The organism is Lujinxingia vulgaris, assembly GCF_007997015.1.
In the GTDB taxonomy this organism is placed as follows: Bacteria; Myxococcota_A; Bradymonadia; order Bradymonadales; family Bradymonadaceae; genus Lujinxingia; species Lujinxingia vulgaris.
On sequence record NZ_VOSM01000002.1, the window covers coordinates 544,298 to 562,017 of the forward strand.

At 64.5% G+C, this 17,720-nt stretch carries 13 protein-coding genes; 10 read left to right on the top strand and 3 right to left on the bottom strand.

Going from position 1 to position 17,720, the window contains the following annotated elements; genetic code table 11:
• Positions 1-100 precede the first annotated feature (100 nt).
• Positions 101-232, top strand: coding sequence for a hypothetical protein (locus FRC98_RS22010; protein ID WP_283809641.1), 132 nt, complete (start codon positions 101-103; stop codon positions 230-232).
• A 104-nt stretch (positions 233-336) separates the two neighbouring features.
• Here the strand turns inward: FRC98_RS22010 and FRC98_RS05775 are convergent, their stop codons facing one another.
• Positions 337-2,469, bottom strand: coding sequence for a catalase (locus FRC98_RS05775; RefSeq protein ID WP_146980336.1), 2,133 nt, complete (start codon positions 2,467-2,469; stop codon positions 337-339).
• A 359-nt stretch (positions 2,470-2,828) separates the two neighbouring features.
• On the opposite strand from FRC98_RS05775, the gene FRC98_RS05780 reads away from it, so the two are divergent.
• The 3 genes from FRC98_RS05780 (at position 2,829) to FRC98_RS05785 (ending at position 4,855) form a co-directional block, all read left to right on the top strand.
• Positions 2,829-3,809, top strand: coding sequence for a YecA family protein (locus FRC98_RS05780; protein ID WP_230467315.1), 981 nt, complete (start codon positions 2,829-2,831; stop codon positions 3,807-3,809).
• Between the two features lie 190 nt (positions 3,810-3,999).
• Positions 4,000-4,263, top strand: coding sequence for a hypothetical protein (locus tag FRC98_RS22015; protein WP_283809643.1), 264 nt, complete (start codon positions 4,000-4,002; stop codon positions 4,261-4,263).
• Complete coding sequence (locus FRC98_RS05785; RefSeq protein ID WP_146980338.1) at positions 4,253-4,855, top strand: nucleotidyl transferase AbiEii/AbiGii toxin family protein; 603 nt, start codon at positions 4,253-4,255, stop codon at positions 4,853-4,855. Before FRC98_RS22015 ends, FRC98_RS05785 begins: the two co-directional genes overlap by 11 nt.
• 141 nt (positions 4,856-4,996) lie before the next feature.
• Here FRC98_RS05785 and FRC98_RS05790 read toward each other — a convergent pair whose 3' ends face one another.
• Both FRC98_RS05790 and nrfH read right to left on the bottom strand, forming a co-directional pair.
• The gene (locus tag FRC98_RS05790) at positions 4,997-6,520 is read right to left on the bottom strand and encodes an ammonia-forming cytochrome c nitrite reductase subunit c552 (RefSeq protein WP_370469235.1); all 1,524 of its coding nucleotides are present in this window, start codon (positions 6,518-6,520) and stop codon (positions 4,997-4,999) included.
• Positions 6,521-6,586: 66 nt separating this feature from the next.
• Positions 6,587-7,057, bottom strand: a complete 471-nt coding sequence (gene nrfH, locus FRC98_RS05795) for a cytochrome c nitrite reductase small subunit (RefSeq protein ID WP_146980340.1) — start codon at positions 7,055-7,057, stop codon at positions 6,587-6,589.
• A 282-nt stretch (positions 7,058-7,339) separates the two neighbouring features.
• Here nrfH and FRC98_RS05800 point away from each other — a divergent pair, with 282 nt between their 5' ends.
• From FRC98_RS05800 to FRC98_RS05825, 6 genes are all read left to right on the top strand, one after another.
• Entirely contained in the window at positions 7,340-7,870 is a 531-nt protein-coding gene (locus tag FRC98_RS05800; protein ID WP_230467317.1) for a hypothetical protein, read from the top strand.
• Positions 7,871-7,984: 114 nt separating this feature from the next.
• Entirely contained in the window at positions 7,985-8,500 is a 516-nt protein-coding gene (locus tag FRC98_RS05805) for a hypothetical protein (RefSeq protein WP_146980342.1), read from the top strand.
• A 47-nt stretch (positions 8,501-8,547) separates the two neighbouring features.
• Positions 8,548-9,729 carry a radical SAM family heme chaperone HemW gene (gene hemW, locus FRC98_RS05810; protein WP_230467318.1) on the top strand — a complete coding sequence of 394 codons (1,182 nt, stop codon included), beginning with the start codon at positions 8,548-8,550 and terminating at the stop codon, positions 9,727-9,729.
• Positions 9,730-10,035: 306 nt separating this feature from the next.
• Positions 10,036-16,029: an alpha-2-macroglobulin gene (locus FRC98_RS05815; RefSeq protein ID WP_146980344.1), complete on the top strand. Its 5,994-nt coding sequence runs from the start codon at positions 10,036-10,038 to the stop codon at positions 16,027-16,029.
• 69 nt (positions 16,030-16,098) lie between these two features.
• Complete coding sequence (locus FRC98_RS05820) at positions 16,099-16,650, top strand: cupin domain-containing protein (protein ID WP_146980345.1); 552 nt, start codon at positions 16,099-16,101, stop codon at positions 16,648-16,650.
• 63 nt (positions 16,651-16,713) lie between these two features.
• On the top strand, positions 16,714-17,688 hold the full coding sequence (locus FRC98_RS05825) for an NAD(P)H-binding protein (RefSeq protein ID WP_146980346.1): 975 nt from the start codon (positions 16,714-16,716) through the stop codon (positions 17,686-17,688).
• The last annotated feature ends 32 nt before the right edge of the window (positions 17,689-17,720 follow it).

Here is a 17,720-nt window from a genome sequence, read left to right on the forward strand (position 1 = left end):
TTCTCTCTGGTGGGCTCCCTCAAGTCTGAGCGCATGCTTGGAGCAAGCGCAGAAGGCTCACGAAGAGTGCCGGCAAGGGGCGCTTCGGGCGCGGACGACCGTGTCCGACCACGGCTACGGCACAACGCAGGGGGCGCGCATCACGGACACGGCGCGTGAGGGGCAGTTGCAGGCGTGCTCAAAGGAGTATGCGCTGGCGAAGCAGGGCTGTGAGGGGCGTTTTCGGGAGTGAGGAGGGGAGGCGCGGCGTAGCACGAAAAAGCCCGTGGCGAGTTTTCGCCTCGGGCTTTCGTCGTTCGGGCATGAGGGGCGGTCAGCCGGAGATAAGCCGAAGCGTCAGGCGGGCACCCGACCGACCGCATCGCGGCCCCAGTGGCGGTGTTGAGCAATGGCCTCGAGCCATTGCGTGGTGAAGTCGGCGAGGTTGCTGCACTCCCAGAGGCTTATGACGCCGTGCTGGTTTTTGACGTGGTCACTGGATTGCGCATCCGCCAGGTCGATGCCTGTAATCGCCGCGTCGCGCAGGAGGTCAACGCCCTCGGCGGTGGCGGCGATGGGTTTGTAGTGTTTGAAGGCCTCGTTGATAAAGTGCAGGGCGTCGCCCCGGGTTTTGAGGGTGTCGATGTGCTCCTGGCCGCCGGGGATGTAGAGGGCATCGAACATGATGGAGGCCGTGGTCACAAAGGGTTTGTCGACCTCGACGCTGGAGCCATCGTCGGCGCTGAGCGTGCCCCGAACCTCTGAGACGATGGTGACCCGCGCCCCTTCCTGTTTCAGAGCATCGCGCATTTCGTTGAGCTGGTCGGCGGCGAAGCCATCCGCGAGCAGTACGGCGACCTTACGGCTTGTGATGGTGTCTTTGACGGTCGCCTCCATGCTCACCGCCGGGGAGGCTTTGCCGTGGTTTTTGGCGTTTGGCGTTTTGGGGGCGGCTACACCGATGCCGGCGGCGACGCGGCAGGCGAAGTCGTGGTCGACCTCGTTGAAGTTGTTGACCATGCGCTCGCGCACCTCCATGGAGCTGACCTTGCCCAGCTCGAAGTGGGCGGCGCTGACCAGGTGGTCTTTTTCGGCGTCGGTGAGGCTGTTCCAGAAGAGGGTGGCCTGAGAGAAGTGGTCGCGAAAACTGTCGCTGCGGTTTTTGATCTTATGGCCGTCCACGCGCTCGGAGAGGTGGACATAAGCTCCCTGGGTGGCGCTGGCCATCATCGGGCAGCCGCCGCCGGTGGAGTTGGGGTAGTAGTTGGTGTTGCCGCGGTTGATGGTCTGGCGCCCGTAGCCGTCGCGCTGGTTGTTGTGTACCGGCGCCACCGGGCGGTTGATGGGAATCTCTGAGAAGTTGGGGCCGCCCAGGCGAATGAGCTGGGTGTCGATGTACGAGAAGAGGCGGCCCTGCAAGAGCGGGTCGTTGGTGAAGTCGATGCCGGGCACGACGTGGCCCGGGTGAAAGGCGACCTGCTCGGTCTCGGCAAAGAAGTTGTCGGGGTTGCGGTTGAGCACCATCCGCCCGACACGGCGCACCGGCACCTCTTCCTCGGGGATGAACTTGGTGGGGTCGAGCAGGTCGAAGTCAAAGCGATGCTCGTCTTCGGCGGGGACGACCTGCAGGCCGAGCTCAAACTCGGGAAAATCACCGGCCTCAATGGCCTCCCAGAGATCGCGGCGGTGGAAATCGGGATCTTTGCCGGCGAGTTTCTGGGCCTCGTCCCAGACAAGCCCGTGGGTGCCGAGTTTCGGCTTCCAGTGGAACTTCACAAAGCTGGCGTCGCCGGCCTCATTCACCAGCCGGAAGGTGTGCACACCGAACCCCTCCATCATGCGGTAGCTGCGCGGGATGGCTCGGTCGGAGAGCACCCACATCAGCGTGGCCGTGGACTCGGGCACAAGGCCGACAAAGTCCCAGAAGTTGTCGTGTGCCGCGGAGGCCTGGGGCATCTGGTTATGAGGCTCGGGCTTGATGGAGTGCACCAGATCCGGGAACTTGACGGCGTCCTGGATGAAGAAGACCGGCATGTTGTTGCCCACCAGATCGTAGTTGCCCTCCTGGGTGAAGAATTTGGTGGCGAAGCCGCGCACATCGCGCACGGTGTCGGCCGAGCCCCGAAAACCCACCACGGTCGAGAAGCGCACAAAAACCGGCGTCTTCATGGAGGTGTCGCACAAGAATCGGGCGCGGGTGAGAGCCGAAAGATCTTCGTAGAGCTCAAAGTAGCCGTGGGCCGCCGAGCCGCGGGCGTGCACCACGCGCTCGGGGATGCGCTCATGATCGAAGTGCGTCATCTTCTCGCGAAAATGAAAGTCCTCCATCAAGGTCGGCCCACGCTCACCGGCCTTGAGTGAGTCATCGGTGTGGTCGACGCGCAGCCCCTGGTTGGTGGTGAGGTAGGTGCCGCGCTCGGAGGTGTGGCGCTCAAGATCCTCGCGTTTGCTCGTCTCGCTGGTCGGCGCGCGCTTCTTATCATCGCTCATGGCAGATCTCCTTCCCTGGAGGTGGCACGGCTCGGATTGGAATTGAGGGAAGAAGATGTAGGGGCGAGTCAGTGGGGTTCAAGGACCGGGGGGGGGAGGACGGTTAAGAGGGTTGACCTGAATTCAAAAGCCAACGATGCTGCAGCTTCGCCGTAACCATTGTGCTGTACGCCGTCAGCTCGCGTTGATGTCAGTTCTGCTGCATCGAGAGCATGGCCTGGCTGCGTTTCAAGGTTTGCATGTCCCCATGCGTTGATCGCCTGTGGGGTGTGCCCTTGTTCGCGTTACGCGCGCTCGCGCTCTTTCGGAGATCTGCGGGTGCTGGCGGCGGTGTACTTTACCGAACCAGGAGGAACGCTATGCGAAGTGTGAATCGTTGTGCGGTAGTTGTACGGCCCTTGCAGCCTTTTGTGGACTGGGTGCGTAAGGTGGATCGTGAGTACGCGGAGGGCCTGAGCGACGAGGCCATTCTTGCCAGTGATCAGGTCTTCCTCACGCCGATGTTTCATGTACGTGAGGATACCGAGGAGTATCTGGAGATAAACGCGACTCGGGTCTTTGAGTCGATGCTCCACGGATGGTGCTACGATGAGACCTTATGGCCGAAAGAGAGGGGCTGGGACGCCTTTAAGGAGTGGTTGGATTATGAGGTCGCGGTTGATTTGCTCGATATGCCCGAGGCGGCGGCGCTGAGGAGCGGGGAGCGCTCGCCGTACCAGGGCGGGGGGCCGGTGTTCGAGTTCGAGGAGAGCGTTCTCGACGACTACGAAGAGCAGGTGCATCACGTGCGTTCGGAGGTCTGGACCGACGGGCTCTTTCGGGCGTTTGCGGCATCGCCGGAGGCGAACGCGTTACAAACGCGCGTGGGTGGCGCACGTCTGGCGCTGGATTATTTGCATGTGTACGGCAACGAGCCCTTTCAAGAGATCACCGCGGAGCTGCTCGAGGACGCGATGTTCAGCGCTCTTCGGATGCGAGGTTTTGAGATTAATCTGGATGGGGACGCGATCGTCGCAGAGCTCACGGCCCTCTTTATGTATGTGCAGCGCGCGTACGACTTTGGTGCGGCCGAGGCCTGCCTGAAACTTCTGAAACGTGAGGGGCTGTCTGCAGAGCTGGACGTGGCGTTGCAGGAGGCCGCGATGAAGCACGCCAGGCGCACGAAGGTCCAGAGTGCCGAGGAGCAGGGGAGGGGCGCCGACCCGGCGCTGCTCGCTGCCGGACTTCTGGCAGGCATTCAGAAGCCCTTCGTCGTTCGGGAGCCGGAGCTCGGGCGAAACGATCCCTGCGCCTGTGGGAGCGGCAAGAAGTACAAGCGCTGCTGTTTGACCGTTTCCTGATCGCGTTGGTGCCCGTGAGCCCAAAAACGCCCCCGCTGCGAGAGCAGCGGGGGCGTTTGGGTTCGCTCAGGTCATTTTGACTGATACGCGCATTCGACGGCTGCCGGGGCGTGGTCGACAAGGGGGCCGTCGGGCTGTGCGTTTTGAGTGATAGCGCGTTGACGTAGTTCTGTTGCGAACTTAGCGTTTGATGACGAGATGTCAGGTGATCTTTTTTAGATACGGAGCGACGGTGCTTGCTCAGGACAATGCGTCGAAGGCGGCGCGATTACGACTCGCGTTGCAGATGGCGGACGCCGGAATTGCGATGAAGCGTCAGCAACTTGCGCGGCGTCATCCGGAGGCCTCGCCAGCCGAAGTCGACGCGATGTTGCGGGCGTGGTTAGGGGAGCGTCCCCTGGCGGGTTGCGGGCGGGAGATGAGTTTTGAAGCGTGGAGTGCTCGTGATCAATGAACTCTTTGAATCACTTTCCATAGTGCGTGACACATTTGAGGACATGGGCACGGCATGGGCGCTGGTAGGGGGCCTGGCCGTCTCCTGCTATGTTGATCCCCGTTTCACGCGTGACATTGACGTCGCAGTCGCAGTGAAGAACGACGCTGACGCGGAGTCGTTTCTCCATGGGTGGCAATCGCGGGGCTATGTGCTTTCCGCGGTGATGGAACAGGATGCGGTGGGGCGGCTATCCACAGCGCGCACGACACGCGAGCGCAGCCAGGAGTGGGTCTATGTCGACCTGCTCTTTGCCTCGTCCGGCATCGAAGTGGAAATTGTTGAGCAAGCTCAGGCGATAGCGGTGATCCCCGAGGTTGTGATTCCAGTGGCGCGGCCCGGTCATCTTTTCGCGCTGAAACTTCTGTCGGAGTCTGCGGATGAGCGTCCTCAGGATGCGATGGATTTGAGATCGTTGCGCGAGATCATCGTCGGAGAAGAGCGAAAGGCGGCCGAAGAGGCGACGCGGCTGATCATGGACCGAGGTTATGGGCGCGGCCGTGATTTGTCGTCCCGGCTAAAGCATACTTTGAGAGAGGGTGATCTGGGCTGATATGTGTGAAGCCGAGGGTGGCGTGCGCGCAATGGATGAACTGCGGCACGCGCGTCATCGTAATGGCACTCATCAAAAACGCCCCCGCTGCGAGAGCAGCGGGGGCGTTTTTGTTCGTCGAGGTTGTCTCTACGGATGCCCTCAGTAGACGCCGGCCGGCGCCTCTTCGGCGGGCGTGACACCCTCGATGGGGGCGGGCTCAGGTTTGACGGGCTTTTCGGTGCCCACCTCCGCGCCTTCGACGTGATCGGGGCGAGTGGCGCCCTCGGCTTCGAGCTTTTGGATGATGCGGCGGGCTTCGAGCTGGGCCTGGCGGGCCTGGTCGATGGAGTCGGCCAGCACGCGGGCGGCTTCTTGAGGGGCGTGGAAGCCGCGGGAGTTCTCGGAGTACACCCAGTCGAGGCGGAATTGGGCCTCGCGGTGGAGTTTGTAGGCCTCTTCGAGATCTTCGGGGGTGGCGCCCATGGCGCGGGCAAGGGCCAGGTCGTCCATCATCTCAACGAGCGCGTTGGAGGCGCGGTCGATCAGCCCCTGGGTGGTGTCCTGGATGGTGTGCACGCGGTCGCGAAGATCGGACTCAGAGCCGCCGTGGCAGGTCATGCAGCTCGACGCCATATCGAGCAGCGGGGAGCGCACGTGGTGGTTGCTGACCTTCATCGCGCCCATACGCTCGTAGGGCATGTGGCAGTCGGCGCAGGCCACGCCGGCGGCGGCGTGGGTGCCGGCGTTGTAGAGCTCAAACTCGGGGTGCTGGGCCTTGAGCATCGGGGTGCCGGTATAACCATGCGTCCAGTCGTTGAAGCCGACTTCGTCGTAATAAGCGATCTCGTTGTCGATGTTGATGCCCTGGGCCCAGGGGTAGATCACGTGCTTGTCCTGCGGGTCGAAGTAGTACTCGACGTGGCACTGGCCGCAGACAAAGGTGCGCATCTCCTGGCGCGACGCATCGCGGTTGACGTCGTAGTCTTCGATGCCGCGCTCATGCTTCATCAGCGCGGCGATGCCGGCCTTAAAGGCCGGGCGGCTCACGCGCAGGCTCATCGTCTCGGGGTTATGGCAGTCGACGCAGGCCACGGGGTGCTCAATGAGTTTTTCGCCAGAATCGTCGACGATGTTGCGGGCCTCCTCGTAGGGCATGCCGCTCATCTTCACAAAACCCGCCCAGACGTCGCCGTCGCCGGCGAAGCGGTAGGCGGGGATCACCGAGGCGTGGCAGTGCAGGCAGGCGCCGGGCTGCTGAAAGTCGGTGACGCGCTCGGTCTCTTCCTGGTCGAGCAGCATGTAGGCGTGGCCGCGGGCCTCGCGGTAGTCGACCGAGAAGGCGTAGCCGGACCACATCTTTTTGAGCCAGGGATCTTTGTCGAGCTTCTGCATCGGCACTGCATCCGAGCCACCGTAGCGGGTGCGCTCATGGTCGACGGTGCGCATGTACGAGTCGTACTGGTGGGGCCAGTTCTGCGCCCAGATCTTCGGATCGACGGTCTCATCATCGACTTCGACGACGCGGTAGAAGGGGGTCTGGCCCTCGGTGCGGCGCTCAAAGATGTTCATGAGCAGCGCGACGATGATGATGGTGACCCCGGCGGTGAGCGCCACCGCGACGATGTAGCCGCGTTGAAGGGGGAACTTTTTACGAGGGGTTTCCGAAGATTTCTGGCTCATCATCATACTCCAAAAGACGGGCGGTCGAGGCGCTCAGGTCGTTGTGCGTAGATCGGGGGGCGGCAGGCGTCAGAAGCGCTGGGGGCGCTGGTGTCCGGCGTGGCCGACGTTGAAGTGACAGTTGACGCACTGCGGGTTGTTGTCCTCGTCGATAATGGGGTGGACGAGGTCGCCGTGGCAGCTGATGCACTGGTTCTGCAACACGCGCTGGTTGCGCGGGATGATCTGGATGGGCTCGTAGAAGTTGTCGAAGGTAAAAGCCCAGGCATGCCGAAAGCCGTTGTCGGCCTTGGAGATGTATTTGGGGATCAGCCCGTTGGGCGTGTGGCAGTCGTTGCAGGTGGCGACATTCTGGTGGCTGGACGCCATCCAGGAATCGTACTGGGGCTGCATGATGTGGCAGTTGGCGCAGACCAGCGGGTCGTCCTGGAGGTAGGCGTGGCCGTCGGCATAGAGGAAAGTGAAGAGGCCGACGCCGACCAGAACGCCGACCCCCACGGCCAGAAAGAGCCCGAATGCATGAGCGGGAATGTTGTTCATAGATATCACTGCGTGAACAAAACGTGGACGTGCCCCGGAGGTGGTTCGGTCTATTCAGGGTGGAGGAGAGACTAGAAGCCGTCAAGGGTAAGGGCCGTGAAGCTCTGTAAAAGAGGTGGCGAGGGAATTTTTTGATGAGGGCGATGAGGCCGGGGGCGCTCGACGTTGACCGCGAGGTGAATCTTGAAGGAATAATGATTGAATACATGCGTGCAGGAGCGCGTCGATGAGCATTCGCGCAGCGCTATCGTGGAGTGGCCCGGGCCTTAAGAGGAGATGAAAATGATGAAGCGGTGGATGATGGTGGTCGCCCTCTGTGCGGGGGTGAGCGGCTGCGGGCTGGTGGAGCAGGTCGAGGCCCTTGACGCCGAGCATAGCGGCGTGGATCGCGGCTACGACGAAGGCACGCAGTGCCGGGGCTTGCAGGATAAGCTCAACGACTGTCGCCTGGGCCGGCTCTGGACCGACCCGCAGGACTCGCCCGACTGCGAAGAGAGCTACTTTGAGAATGAGGTGCGCGACTGCCAGCTCGGCTGCATGCTCAACGCCACCTGTGAGGCGCTCGGGCGCAGCTTATGCTCGCTGGGCGGTGAGAGGGTCAGTGATTGTCTGCGCGCCTGTGAGCCCGATCGCGTCTGCCCGGACGGCACACCGGTGAGTCATCAGCAGTATTGCGACGGGGTGGAGGACTGCGCCGATGGCTCCGATGAGCCTGCGGAGTGCGAGGCATTTATGCCCTTCTTGTTCTGCGAGGACCCGGACTTCTACGAGGATCGTTATACGCCTGATGAAGATGATGATGACGACGATTGAGGGGGATACTCGCTGGGGGGGGGGCAGCGTTCTTCGCGAGGCTGTGCTGTGCAGTAGGTGCGCCACGGGTTATAAAGGTGGGCAGAACAATGTTTTCGCCTCGGGAGAGCGGCGATGGATGCGAAAGAGGTGTTGAACAAGTTGCAGGCCCAGCTCAAAGGTCTCTTTGAGTCGGGGACGCGCTACCAGGTCGAGAAGATCGGGGTGGTGGTGGGCTTTCTGGTGCTGGTGATTGCCAGCGTGGGCTGGGCGATGAGCGGTCCGGACGATGGCAATGAGCTCGGGGCGAGTTTTGGGGATGAGGAGCTGACCAGCCAGCTGGAGCGTCGGCAGTATTATATTGAGAATAAGGGGAGCAAAGACTGGACCGACGTGCGGGTGGTCTTTGATCGCAAGTACCTCTACACCGCCGAGCGGGTGGAGGGCGGGGAGCGTCTGACGCTGAACGCCGAGTCGCTGCGCTATTTTTACCATATCCCCAGGCCCTGGGGGCGTCAGGACTGGGAGCGGCTGGCCGAAGAAGAGCCGCCCGGGGTGCAGCCGGCGGCGTCGTACAGCCCGAGCTTTGTGCAGATTCGCACCGAGCAGGGGCGCATCGATCTTAACGTCGATGGCGAGCGCAGCCGGTGAGTGAGGCCGACGTTAGCGCAACGCATGTGAGATCGGGGGAGATCGGCGTGTACGTGCACGTGCCTTTTTGCGAGCGGCTCTGCCCCTACTGCGACTTTGCGGTCTCGGTGCAGCGGGAGATCCCGCACGAGGCCTATGTGGCGCGGGTGGCCGCCGAGCTTAATGCGCGGGCCGGGGAGTTTGAGGGTTACGAGGCGGTGACCCTTTATGTGGGCGGGGGAACGCCCTCGCTGCTCTCTGGCGAGGCGCTGGGGGCGCTTTTTGAGGCGGTGCGGGATGTTGTGAGCGTGCAAAAGGGCGCGGAGGTCACCCTGGAGGCCAACCCCAACCAGCTCAGCGCGGCGAGCCTCGAGACCTGGCGCGCGCTGGGGGTGGAGCGCTTAAGCGTGGGGTGTCAGAGCTTTCAGGATGCGCAGCTCAAGGCGCTGCGGCGCAACCACTCAGCGACGCAGGCCATCGAGGGGGTGGAGCGGGCGCTGGAGGTGATGGAGCGCGTCTCGCTCGACCTGATGTTTGGAGTGCCCGATCAGACGATGGCCGCCTGGGAGGCCGACCTCGCCATCATGCAGAGGCTGGTGGAGGAGCAGGGGCTCGACCACGTGAGCGCGTACAACCTGACGGTGGAGCCGGGCACAGCGTTCTGGATTCGGCGAAAGCGCGGCAGCCTGCACCTCCCCGATGAAGATGCGAGCGCGGCCTTTCTGGAGCGTCTGGTCGAGTGCACCGCCGAGGTGGGCCTGTGGCGCTACGAGGTCTCCAACTTTGCGGTGCCGGGCGGGGAGAGCCGCCACAACAGCGGCTACTGGCTACGCAGGCCCTATGTGGGCGTGGGGGTGGGGGCGCATAGCCTGCGGGTGGCCGCAGACGGGCGCTCGTGGCGGCGCGCCAACGCGCGAAAATACGCGAGCTACATGTCGCAAAATGACCCGGGGGCGCCCGAGAGTGAGGAGGCGCTGAGCGCGCGGGAGTCCTTTGCGGAGCATCTTTTTCTGGGGGCGCGAAGTCGGCTGGGGCTCGACCTTTCGGGGCTTTTTGAGCGTTACGCCGGCGTGCTCTCGGAAGCGGATAAGGTGCGGGTTGGCGAAGCCATCAACGGCCTGGCGACCCTGGGGCTTCTGGAGCGGCCAGAAGGCTCGCCGCACCTGTGGCGGCCGACGTTGCGGGGGCTGGATCTGGGCGATACGGTCGCCGAGCGTCTCTATCTGGCGGCGACACCCGACGCGCATTGATCGCGGCGGTGGGGGAGGATGAGGTCTGCTGGTCAGGCTCGTCCTTGAGGTCTGTGCGGCGTGTTCGGTGGGCGCGTGGAGGCTCTGAGATGGGTCATCTTGATGCGGCGAGTGAGGTTTTTTGAGCCTCAGTTTGCGGCGTTAAGTGTAATGTTTTCAAGGGTTTAGGCATGTGTTCGGCGCGGCGGCTAAAAGCGGTGACCGATTAAAATAGATCGAAATGAAGGCGGCTGCGTACAAGGTGGTAGGGCGCGGTGCGCCGGTTGACGTTTAAACGACCTGGATGACGAGGAAAGGATGCGAGCGATGAGCGCGGGCAGATGGGTAGCGGTGATGATGGCGGCAGCGCTGATGGTGGGGTGCGGCTCCAAGCGCTCGTCGGTGGATGGGCTGGCCGAGGGGCAACTCGGCGATACCGAGGCGCCGCCGTCGATGGGCGGCGTACTCGGTGATGATGAGGGGTACGAGATGGTGAAAGCGGTGCGCGGTGAGCAGCTCACTGAGGAGGAGATTTCGAGTTTGCTGGCGAGGCTGGAGCCGCTGGAGGCAAAAGAGGGCGATGAGGTTGAGTTTCGGCGTCGCAGCGACACGCTGCCGCCGGCGGTGCCTGGAAAAGAGGTCAGCGAGGCGTGGCCGCCGGATCTGACGCAGGTGGTGAGCGAAGCGCCCGAGGCCGGTGCGCTCGAAGTGCTGGCGTTTCGGCCCGAGGGGGCGGTGGAGGGGCCGATTCAACTCTCGGTGGGCTTTAGCCGCCCGATGATCGCGGTGGGGCAGGTCGGCGAAGCTGAGGCGCCGGATATCACGATCGAGCCGCAGCCGGAGGGGAGGTGGCGCTGGCTGGGTACACGCACCGCTGTGTACGAGGTGAGTGAGGCGTGGCCGCGGGCCACGGCCTATGAGGTGGAGGTGGCCGCCGGCGCGACCTCGGTCGATGGTTCGACGTTGGAAAAAGCCGTGCGATTCGGGTTTGAGACGCCGCCTGCCGAAGTTAGCGCGGTGTATCCGAGCTACGGGGTGCAGGCGGCCGATGCGCCGGTGCACGTGGTGTTTAGCCAGCCGGTTCCCGACACGATGGCCTCGAAGATCACGGTGTTGGCGGGTCGTAAGACCATCGCGATGCGTCATGTCAGCGGGGAGGAGGCTACCAAACTACAAAAAACCGATAGCGTGAAGGGGGCGGCTGACGAGGGGCGCGTGCTCACGCTTGTGCCCACCGAGAACTACCCCGACGACGCGACGGTGCAGGTGACGGTGGCCGCGCCGATCGAGAGCAAAGAGGGGCCGCTTCTGGGGCAGGAGGGCCGTGAGGCGAACTTTCGGGTGCGCGGGGCGTTTCAGGTCGAAAGCATCGGATGCTACGTCTCCGAGCCCTGTCCGCCTGGACGTCAGCTCAATGTGAAGCTGACCAACCCCATCGCTTCCGACACCGAGTTTGAAGACCTGGTGAAGGTGACTCCGGAGGTGCCCAACCTTCAGATCAGCGGGGGGAGTGACCACCTCTGGCTCAACGGCGACTTTCTGCCGAAGACGACCTACGCCTTTGAGGTTCGCGCCGGCCTTGTGGATGCCTTCGGACAGCCACTGAAAGGGGACCGCAGTGGGCAGGTGGAGATAGGGGCCTACCCGGCCTTTGTGGCCGGGCCTCCGTCGGACATGCTCGTGTTGCCCAAAAATCCCGCAGCGAGCCTGCCGGTGATGCTCGGTGGCCTTCGCTCGTTGCGGGCGCGGGTCTTTAAGGTGGAGGCGGCGCACTATCCGGCGTTCTTGCACTCGCGCTCGGAGCCGGCGCACTTTCCGGCGTTCTTGCACTCGAGCTCGGGGCCGGCGCGAATTGGCGAGCTCGTAGACACGCAGATGTTCCGCTTTCGCGGCGAGGAGGTCGACGCGCGCCATGAGGTCGAGGTGGTGTTGAGCAAGGCGCTCAACAGCGCGGGGACCGGTCAGGTGATGGTGGTGCTCGACGAGCCGACGCCCTGGCCGAACCATCGCCGGCGGCACGAGGGGCCGAGTTGGTCGTACTGGGTGCAGGTCACGGATCTGGGGCTCGATCTGACCAGCGATCAGCGTACGTTGGAGGGGCGGGTGACCCTCCTGAGCAGCGGTCAGCCGACGAAGGGCGTACAGGTTGTGGTGGATGGCCAGGAGGTTGCCCGCGTGAATGACCACGGGCACTTTTCGGTGGATGTCCCCACGGATGCGGCGGTTCTGGAGGTGCGCCAGGGCGGTGGTGATGTGGTGATGATGCCGCCCAACGCGCAGACGGGCTGGTGGTCGGAGCGCGAATGGAACCGTCTCGAACGGCCGGAGCGCGACCAGGCGGTGTGGTATGTGATCGACGACCGAGGCATGTACAAACCCGGCGAAACCGTCACCCTCAAAGGTTGGGTACGCGCCCGTGAGCCGGGGCCGCGAGGGACGCTCACGTCGCTTGGTGGTGCGCAGCGGGTGACCTATCGGGTGCGGGAGTCGCGGGGCAATGAGATCACCAGCGGCACTGTCGATCTCGACGCGTTCGGCGGCTTTGAGTTCGACGTGGAGCTCGCCGACAACGTCAACCTGGGCTGGGCACATGTGCAACTCTCCGTGGATGGCGAGGCGGCCGGGACGACCACCGCACACAGTTTCCAGATTCAGGAGTTTCGTCGGCCGGAGTATGAGGTGAGCGCACGCGCGATTGGCGAGCCGCATCGCGCCGGCGAAGAGAGCCGTTTCGAAGTCGAGGCGGCCTATTATGCCGGTGGCGGCCTTGCCGGAGCGCCGGTGACCTGGCGTTTTGCGGAGAGCGCGGCCGGCTACACCCCGCCAGACAATGAGGGGTGGACCTTTGGCGCGTGGCGGCCCTACTGGGGGCATTGGGGCTGGCAGCCTCCGTCGGAGCCGCAGGTCGTGCCCGAGGCGTTGCGCGGCGGCCACCAGAGCGTGACGGACGCCCGGGGCATCTCGGCGCTCGACCTCAGCTGGGAGGCTCCCGATGACGGCCTTCCTCGCCGCGTGCAGGCCACGATGTCGGTGATGGACGTCAACCGCCAGAGCTGGGAGGCCAGCGCCAGCGCGCTGGTGCACCCGGCGGCGGCCTACGTGGGGCTCAAGAGTGAGCAGACCTTCGTGCAGCGCGGTGAGGCCTGGGAGGTGCTCACGCGTGTGGTCGACGTGGATGGCGCTGAGGTTGAAGGGGCCAGCGTCGAGGTTGTGCTCTACCTGGCGCGCACCCCCTGGAGCTTCACGGTCGAAGACGCCGAAGAGTTCGCGCGGTGTACGCCAGATGGTGAGGGGCGCTGTGTGTTCAAAGACCTCTCGGCCGACTCGTACCGTGCGGTCGCGACGGTGGAGGATGAGGCCGGCCGGAGCTCGGTGAGTCATCTTGGCGTGTGGGCGGCCGGTCAGGACACCCGCGGCGCGGATCTTGTCGAAGAGAAGCAGCTCGTGCTCATTCCCGACCAGGAGACCTACAGCCCTGGCGAGGTGGCAAAGGTGATGGTCAACGGACCTTTCTATCCGATGGACGCCACCGTGGAGCTGCGACGCCAGGGGCGCTATGAGACGCGGCAGGTTCGCTTGAGCGCGGAGAACCCCGTGGTCGAGATCCCGATTGAGGACGCGATGACCCCCGCACTCACGCTCACCGTGCAGAGTCTCGGCGTGGACGATGCGGCCTCGCCGGATGCCTTCGCACGCGGCGAACTTCAGCTGAAGGTGGAGCCGGTGGAGCGTCGCCTTAACGTGGCGATCGAGCCCGCAGAAGATCAGGTGGATCCTGGCTCAGAGCTCGGTGTGGATGTTGTGATTACCGATCATCAGGGCAAGGCTGTGAGCGGTGCGAATGTGGCACTCTTTGCGGTGGATGAGGCCGTGCTGGGGCTCTCGAACTACGCGCTGCGTGACCCGCTGAGCATCTTCTACCCGGAGCTCCCTGCCGGGGTTTACGATATGCGCACGCGCCGCTGGTTGATCGTGCCGCCGAGCGCTGATGAAGCTCTTGAGCGGGAGGAGGCGATGGACGCCCTGGCCAGCGACGAAGCGGAGGGTTTTGGAGGTATTGGCGCGGCGGAGATGGCACCCAAACGAATGATGCGGTCCGCCGCAGCGCCCATGGCGTCCGGGATGCGAGGAGGAGGTGGCGCGCCCGCGCAGGCCAACACCCCCATCGCCGTCCGCGAGGTCTTCGACGCGCTGGCCTTCTTCGAGGGCGATCTTGTCACTGACGCCGAAGGTCGCGTGCGCGTCGAGCACACGCTTCCCGACAGCCTCACCCGCTACCGCCTGATGGCCGTGGTGGTGGAGGGCGACCGTCGCTTTGGTCACGGTGAATCGCAGGTCGTAGCTCGCCTTCCCCTGATGGTGCGTCCCTCGGCGCCGCGTTTTGCCAATGTGGGTGACCGCTTTGAGCTTCCGATCGTGCTGCATAACCAGACCGATGAGGCGCGCAGCGTGGATCTGGCGCTGCGCGCGGTCGGCGGCCTGAAATGGTTGGAGAGCCCCGGGCGTCGGGTCGAAGTCCCCGCAAACCAGCGTGTGGAAGTGCGCTGGAAGGCCGAGGCGACGTCCGCCGGTGAGGTGAGGGTGCAGATGGCTGCGGCCAGCGGGAGCTTTGCGGACGCGGAGCTGATCACAATGCCCGTGCTCACGCCGGCCACAACCGAAGCGTTTGCAACCTACGGCTCGCTCTCTGACGAAGATGTGATCCAGGAGCTGGTGCAGGTCCCTGAAGAGGCGTTCTCGCAGTACGGGGGCCTGGAGTTTTCGGCTTCGTCCACGCAGCTGCAGGCGCTGACGGACGCGTTCATTTACCTGACGACTTACCCCTATGCCTGCTCCGAGCAGACGGCGAGCCGGCTGATGTCGGTTCTGGCGCTCTACGATGTGCTCGATGCCTTTGAGGCCGAGGGGCTGCCCTCGGTGGATGCGCTGAAGGCGTCGCAGCAGGAGTGGGTCGACCAGATCGTGCAGGCCCAGCGTGGCGACGGCGGGTTTGGGTTCTGGAAGGGAAGTCGTCAGTCCTGGCCCTTTGTGAGTGTGCACGCCACCCATGCGCTGTGGATGGCCGATGAGGCGGGGCTGGAGGTTCCCGCCTATGCGCTGCAGCGTGCCCGCGCCTACATCGCGCAGGTGGAGCGCTACACCACCGACTACAGCCCGCGCTCTCGCGCCACGGTGGATGCCTACGCGCTGCACGTGCTTGAGAAGATGGGTGTGGCCGGCGATCGTGCGCTCGACGACGTGGTGACGCGTTACGGCATTGAGGTGCTTCCTCTGGAGGCGCTGGGCTGGCTCTTGCCAATCGCCGAAGGCACGCAGTGGGAGGCGCGCTTTATGCAACGTCTTCAGAACAACGTGCAGGAGACCGCCGCCACCGCCGAGTTCCAGGAGGCCTATGAGGCCGGCGCCTACCGCGTGCTGCACTCCGGCCGCCGCACTGATGCCGTGGTGCTCGACGGCCTGATGCAGACCGACGCGCAAAACCCGCTCACCGAAAAAGTGATGCGCGGGCTGATGGCGCACCGCAAGCGCGGGCGCTGGAGCACGACCCAGGACAACGTCTTTGTGATCCTGGCGATGCGCCGCTACTTCGACACCTTCGGGTCGGTGAGCCCGAACTTTGTGGCGCGAGCCTGGATCGGCGACGCGCATTTTGCAGAGCACGACTTCTCGGGCCGCACTGGCGAGCGCTACTCGTCGGAAGTGCCGATGTCGTACCTGCAGGAGCTCGACGATGCGACGCAGCCGGTGGTCATTGAGCGCGATGGTCAGGGCCGGATGTACTATCGACTCGGCATGCGTTACGCGCCCAAAAACCTCGATCTTCCAGCCACCTCGGAGGGCATGGAGGTGGAGCGCATCTATGAGGCGGTCGATAACGAGAGCGATGTGCGTCGCGCCGAGGACGGGGTCTGGGAGATCAAAGCCGGGGCGCGCGTGCGCGTCACCTTGACGATGACGCTTCCGGCCAGACGTTACCACGTGGCACTCGCCGACTGGTTGCCGGCGGGCTTTGAGCCCATCAACACCGAGCTCGCCGTGAGCGATGTGGAGCCCGGGCTCAACGGCGGAAGCACCACCTGGCCGGGCTCCTGGTGGTGGGGCTGGCGCTGGTACGAGCACCAGAACACCCGCGATGAGCGCGTGGAGGCGTTTGCTTCGATGGTGGGGCCGGGCGTGCACACCTTCAACTATGTGGCGCGCGCGACCACTCCGGGTGAGTTTGTGGCGCCGCCGGCCAAAGCCGAGGAGATGTACCACCCGGAGACGTTTGGGCGCTCGGCGACGGAGCGGGTGCGGGTGGTGGCGCCGGCCGCTGAGTGAGGACCTGCCCTGGCGAGCGGCGGAAGGTGCGCCGCTCGCCAGGGTCAACTTCGATGAATGGGAGTGAGGATGCGTGGAGCAAAGTTGGTGGTGGCCCTGATCATCGCCGCAGGCGTCGGAAGTCTTACGACGGCGGTGGTGGCGCAGACCGAGAGCGCACAACCCGTGGTGGTCAACGCTCACCGCGTGCAGCAGCGGGTCGGCGATGATGGTCAGGTGCGCGTGGCCAACCTGCTCCGCGGCGACGAGGCCTACATGGGGCGCTGGACGCTCGCCCCCAACGCCCAGACCTCGCCAGGCACCGCGGCGGCCGAGACCTACCTCTATGTGCTTGAGGGCAGCGCCGTGGCGATGATCGCCGGCCAGAGCTACATCATCGGGCCTCATATGGCGGTGTACGTGCCGGCCGGCGCCGAGCTGAGTTTTACCAACGGGGCGGAGCGTCTGGTGGCGGTGCAGGTGTACGCGCCGGGCGAAGAAGCGGCGCGTTATCAGGAGTGGCGCCTGCGCGATGATGGGGAGTCCTGGCCCCGGCGTCGCACCCGACCTCGGGTGCGAACCCGCCAATCCGCGCTGCCGATTGAGGCGCCGGCATCCGGGGAGCTGGCCTTGCAACCTTAAGCGCGGTGCGCATCCTTGCCCCACACCAATGAGAGTAACGCGGCACCGGCGCGAGGATGTGAGATGGGCGACAAAAGCACGATTCAGCGAGTCTTATTGACCGGCGCAACCGGCTTTGTCGGCAGCGCGCTTTACCCGGCGCTTGTCGACGCGGGCTTCGAGGTGGTTTGCGCCACACGCAGCCCCGAGAAGGCGCGCCGCGCGCATCCCGAAAAGACCTGGGTGGGGCTCGATGTGGAAGACGACGCGTCGGTGCGACGCGCGATGGAAGGCTGCGACGCGGCGTATTACCTGGTCCATCGCATGAGCGACGCCGAAGACTATGAGGCGCGCGAGACCTCTGCGGCCATGAATTTTCTGGAGGCCGCGACACGCGCCGGCGTGCAGCGCATCGTTTACCTGGGCGGGGTTAAGCCGCGGCGAGAGCCTTCGAGGCATCTGCGCAGCCGGTTGGTGACGGGGGCGATTTTGAGGAGTGGGGATGTCTCCACCATCGAGCTCCGGGCGTCGATGATCATCGGCGCGGGAAGCGCCAGCTGGCAGCTCCTGCGCGATATCTCTGTGCGCCTCCCCGTGATGCTCTGCCCGCGCTGGTTGCGCAACCGCACCGAACCGGTGGCCATTGATGATGTGGTGCGCGCGCTGGTGGCAGCGCTGACGCTTAAGCAGGAAGGCAGCGCCAGCTTTGATATCCCCGGCCCCGAGGTGGTGACCTTTCAGGAGTGCGTGCGCCGCGCCGCCGAGGCGGTGGGCAACGACCCGGTGATGGTCAACGTGCCGCTGCTCACCCCCCACCTCTCCACCTACTGGCTGCGTCTTGTGACGGGCACCAACGTGCACCTGGCCCGGGAGCTGGTCGAGGGCCTTAAGACCGATCTCCTGGCCCGCGACGCGCGCTTCTGGGAGCTGGCCGGCGTCGATGATCTCGTCTCCCTCGATGACGCCATCGCGCGCGCCCTCGCCGAGGAACCCGCGGCGGGCAACACCTACGAGCGGGCGATCAAGCGCGTGTACCGCGACCCCCACGCCAGCGCGTGACGTGGGGGCTTCGAGCGGTCTTCGTTCTGCGG

Bases quoted from the DNA above. Each gene is read 5' to 3' on its own strand.
- FRC98_RS05775 (WP_146980336.1), bottom strand. From the start codon at position 2,469: ATGAGCGATGATAAGAAGCGCGCGCCGACCAGCGAGACGAGCAAACGC.
- FRC98_RS05780 (WP_230467315.1), top strand. From the start codon at position 2,829: ATGCGAAGTGTGAATCGTTGTGCGGTAGTTGTACGGCCCTTGCAGCCT.
- FRC98_RS22015 (WP_283809643.1), top strand. From the start codon at position 4,000: ATGACGAGATGTCAGGTGATCTTTTTTAGATACGGAGCGACGGTGCTT.
- FRC98_RS05790 (WP_370469235.1), bottom strand. From the start codon at position 6,520: ATGATGAGCCAGAAATCTTCGGAAACCCCTCGTAAAAAGTTCCCCCTT.
- nrfH (WP_146980340.1), bottom strand. From the start codon at position 7,057: ATGAACAACATTCCCGCTCATGCATTCGGGCTCTTTCTGGCCGTGGGG.
- FRC98_RS05800 (WP_230467317.1), top strand. From the start codon at position 7,340: ATGATGAAGCGGTGGATGATGGTGGTCGCCCTCTGTGCGGGGGTGAGC.
- FRC98_RS05805 (WP_146980342.1), top strand. From the start codon at position 7,985: ATGGATGCGAAAGAGGTGTTGAACAAGTTGCAGGCCCAGCTCAAAGGT.
- FRC98_RS05815 (WP_146980344.1), top strand. From the start codon at position 10,036: ATGAGCGCGGGCAGATGGGTAGCGGTGATGATGGCGGCAGCGCTGATG.
- FRC98_RS05820 (WP_146980345.1), top strand. From the start codon at position 16,099: ATGCGTGGAGCAAAGTTGGTGGTGGCCCTGATCATCGCCGCAGGCGTC.
- FRC98_RS05825 (WP_146980346.1), top strand. From the start codon at position 16,714: ATGGGCGACAAAAGCACGATTCAGCGAGTCTTATTGACCGGCGCAACC.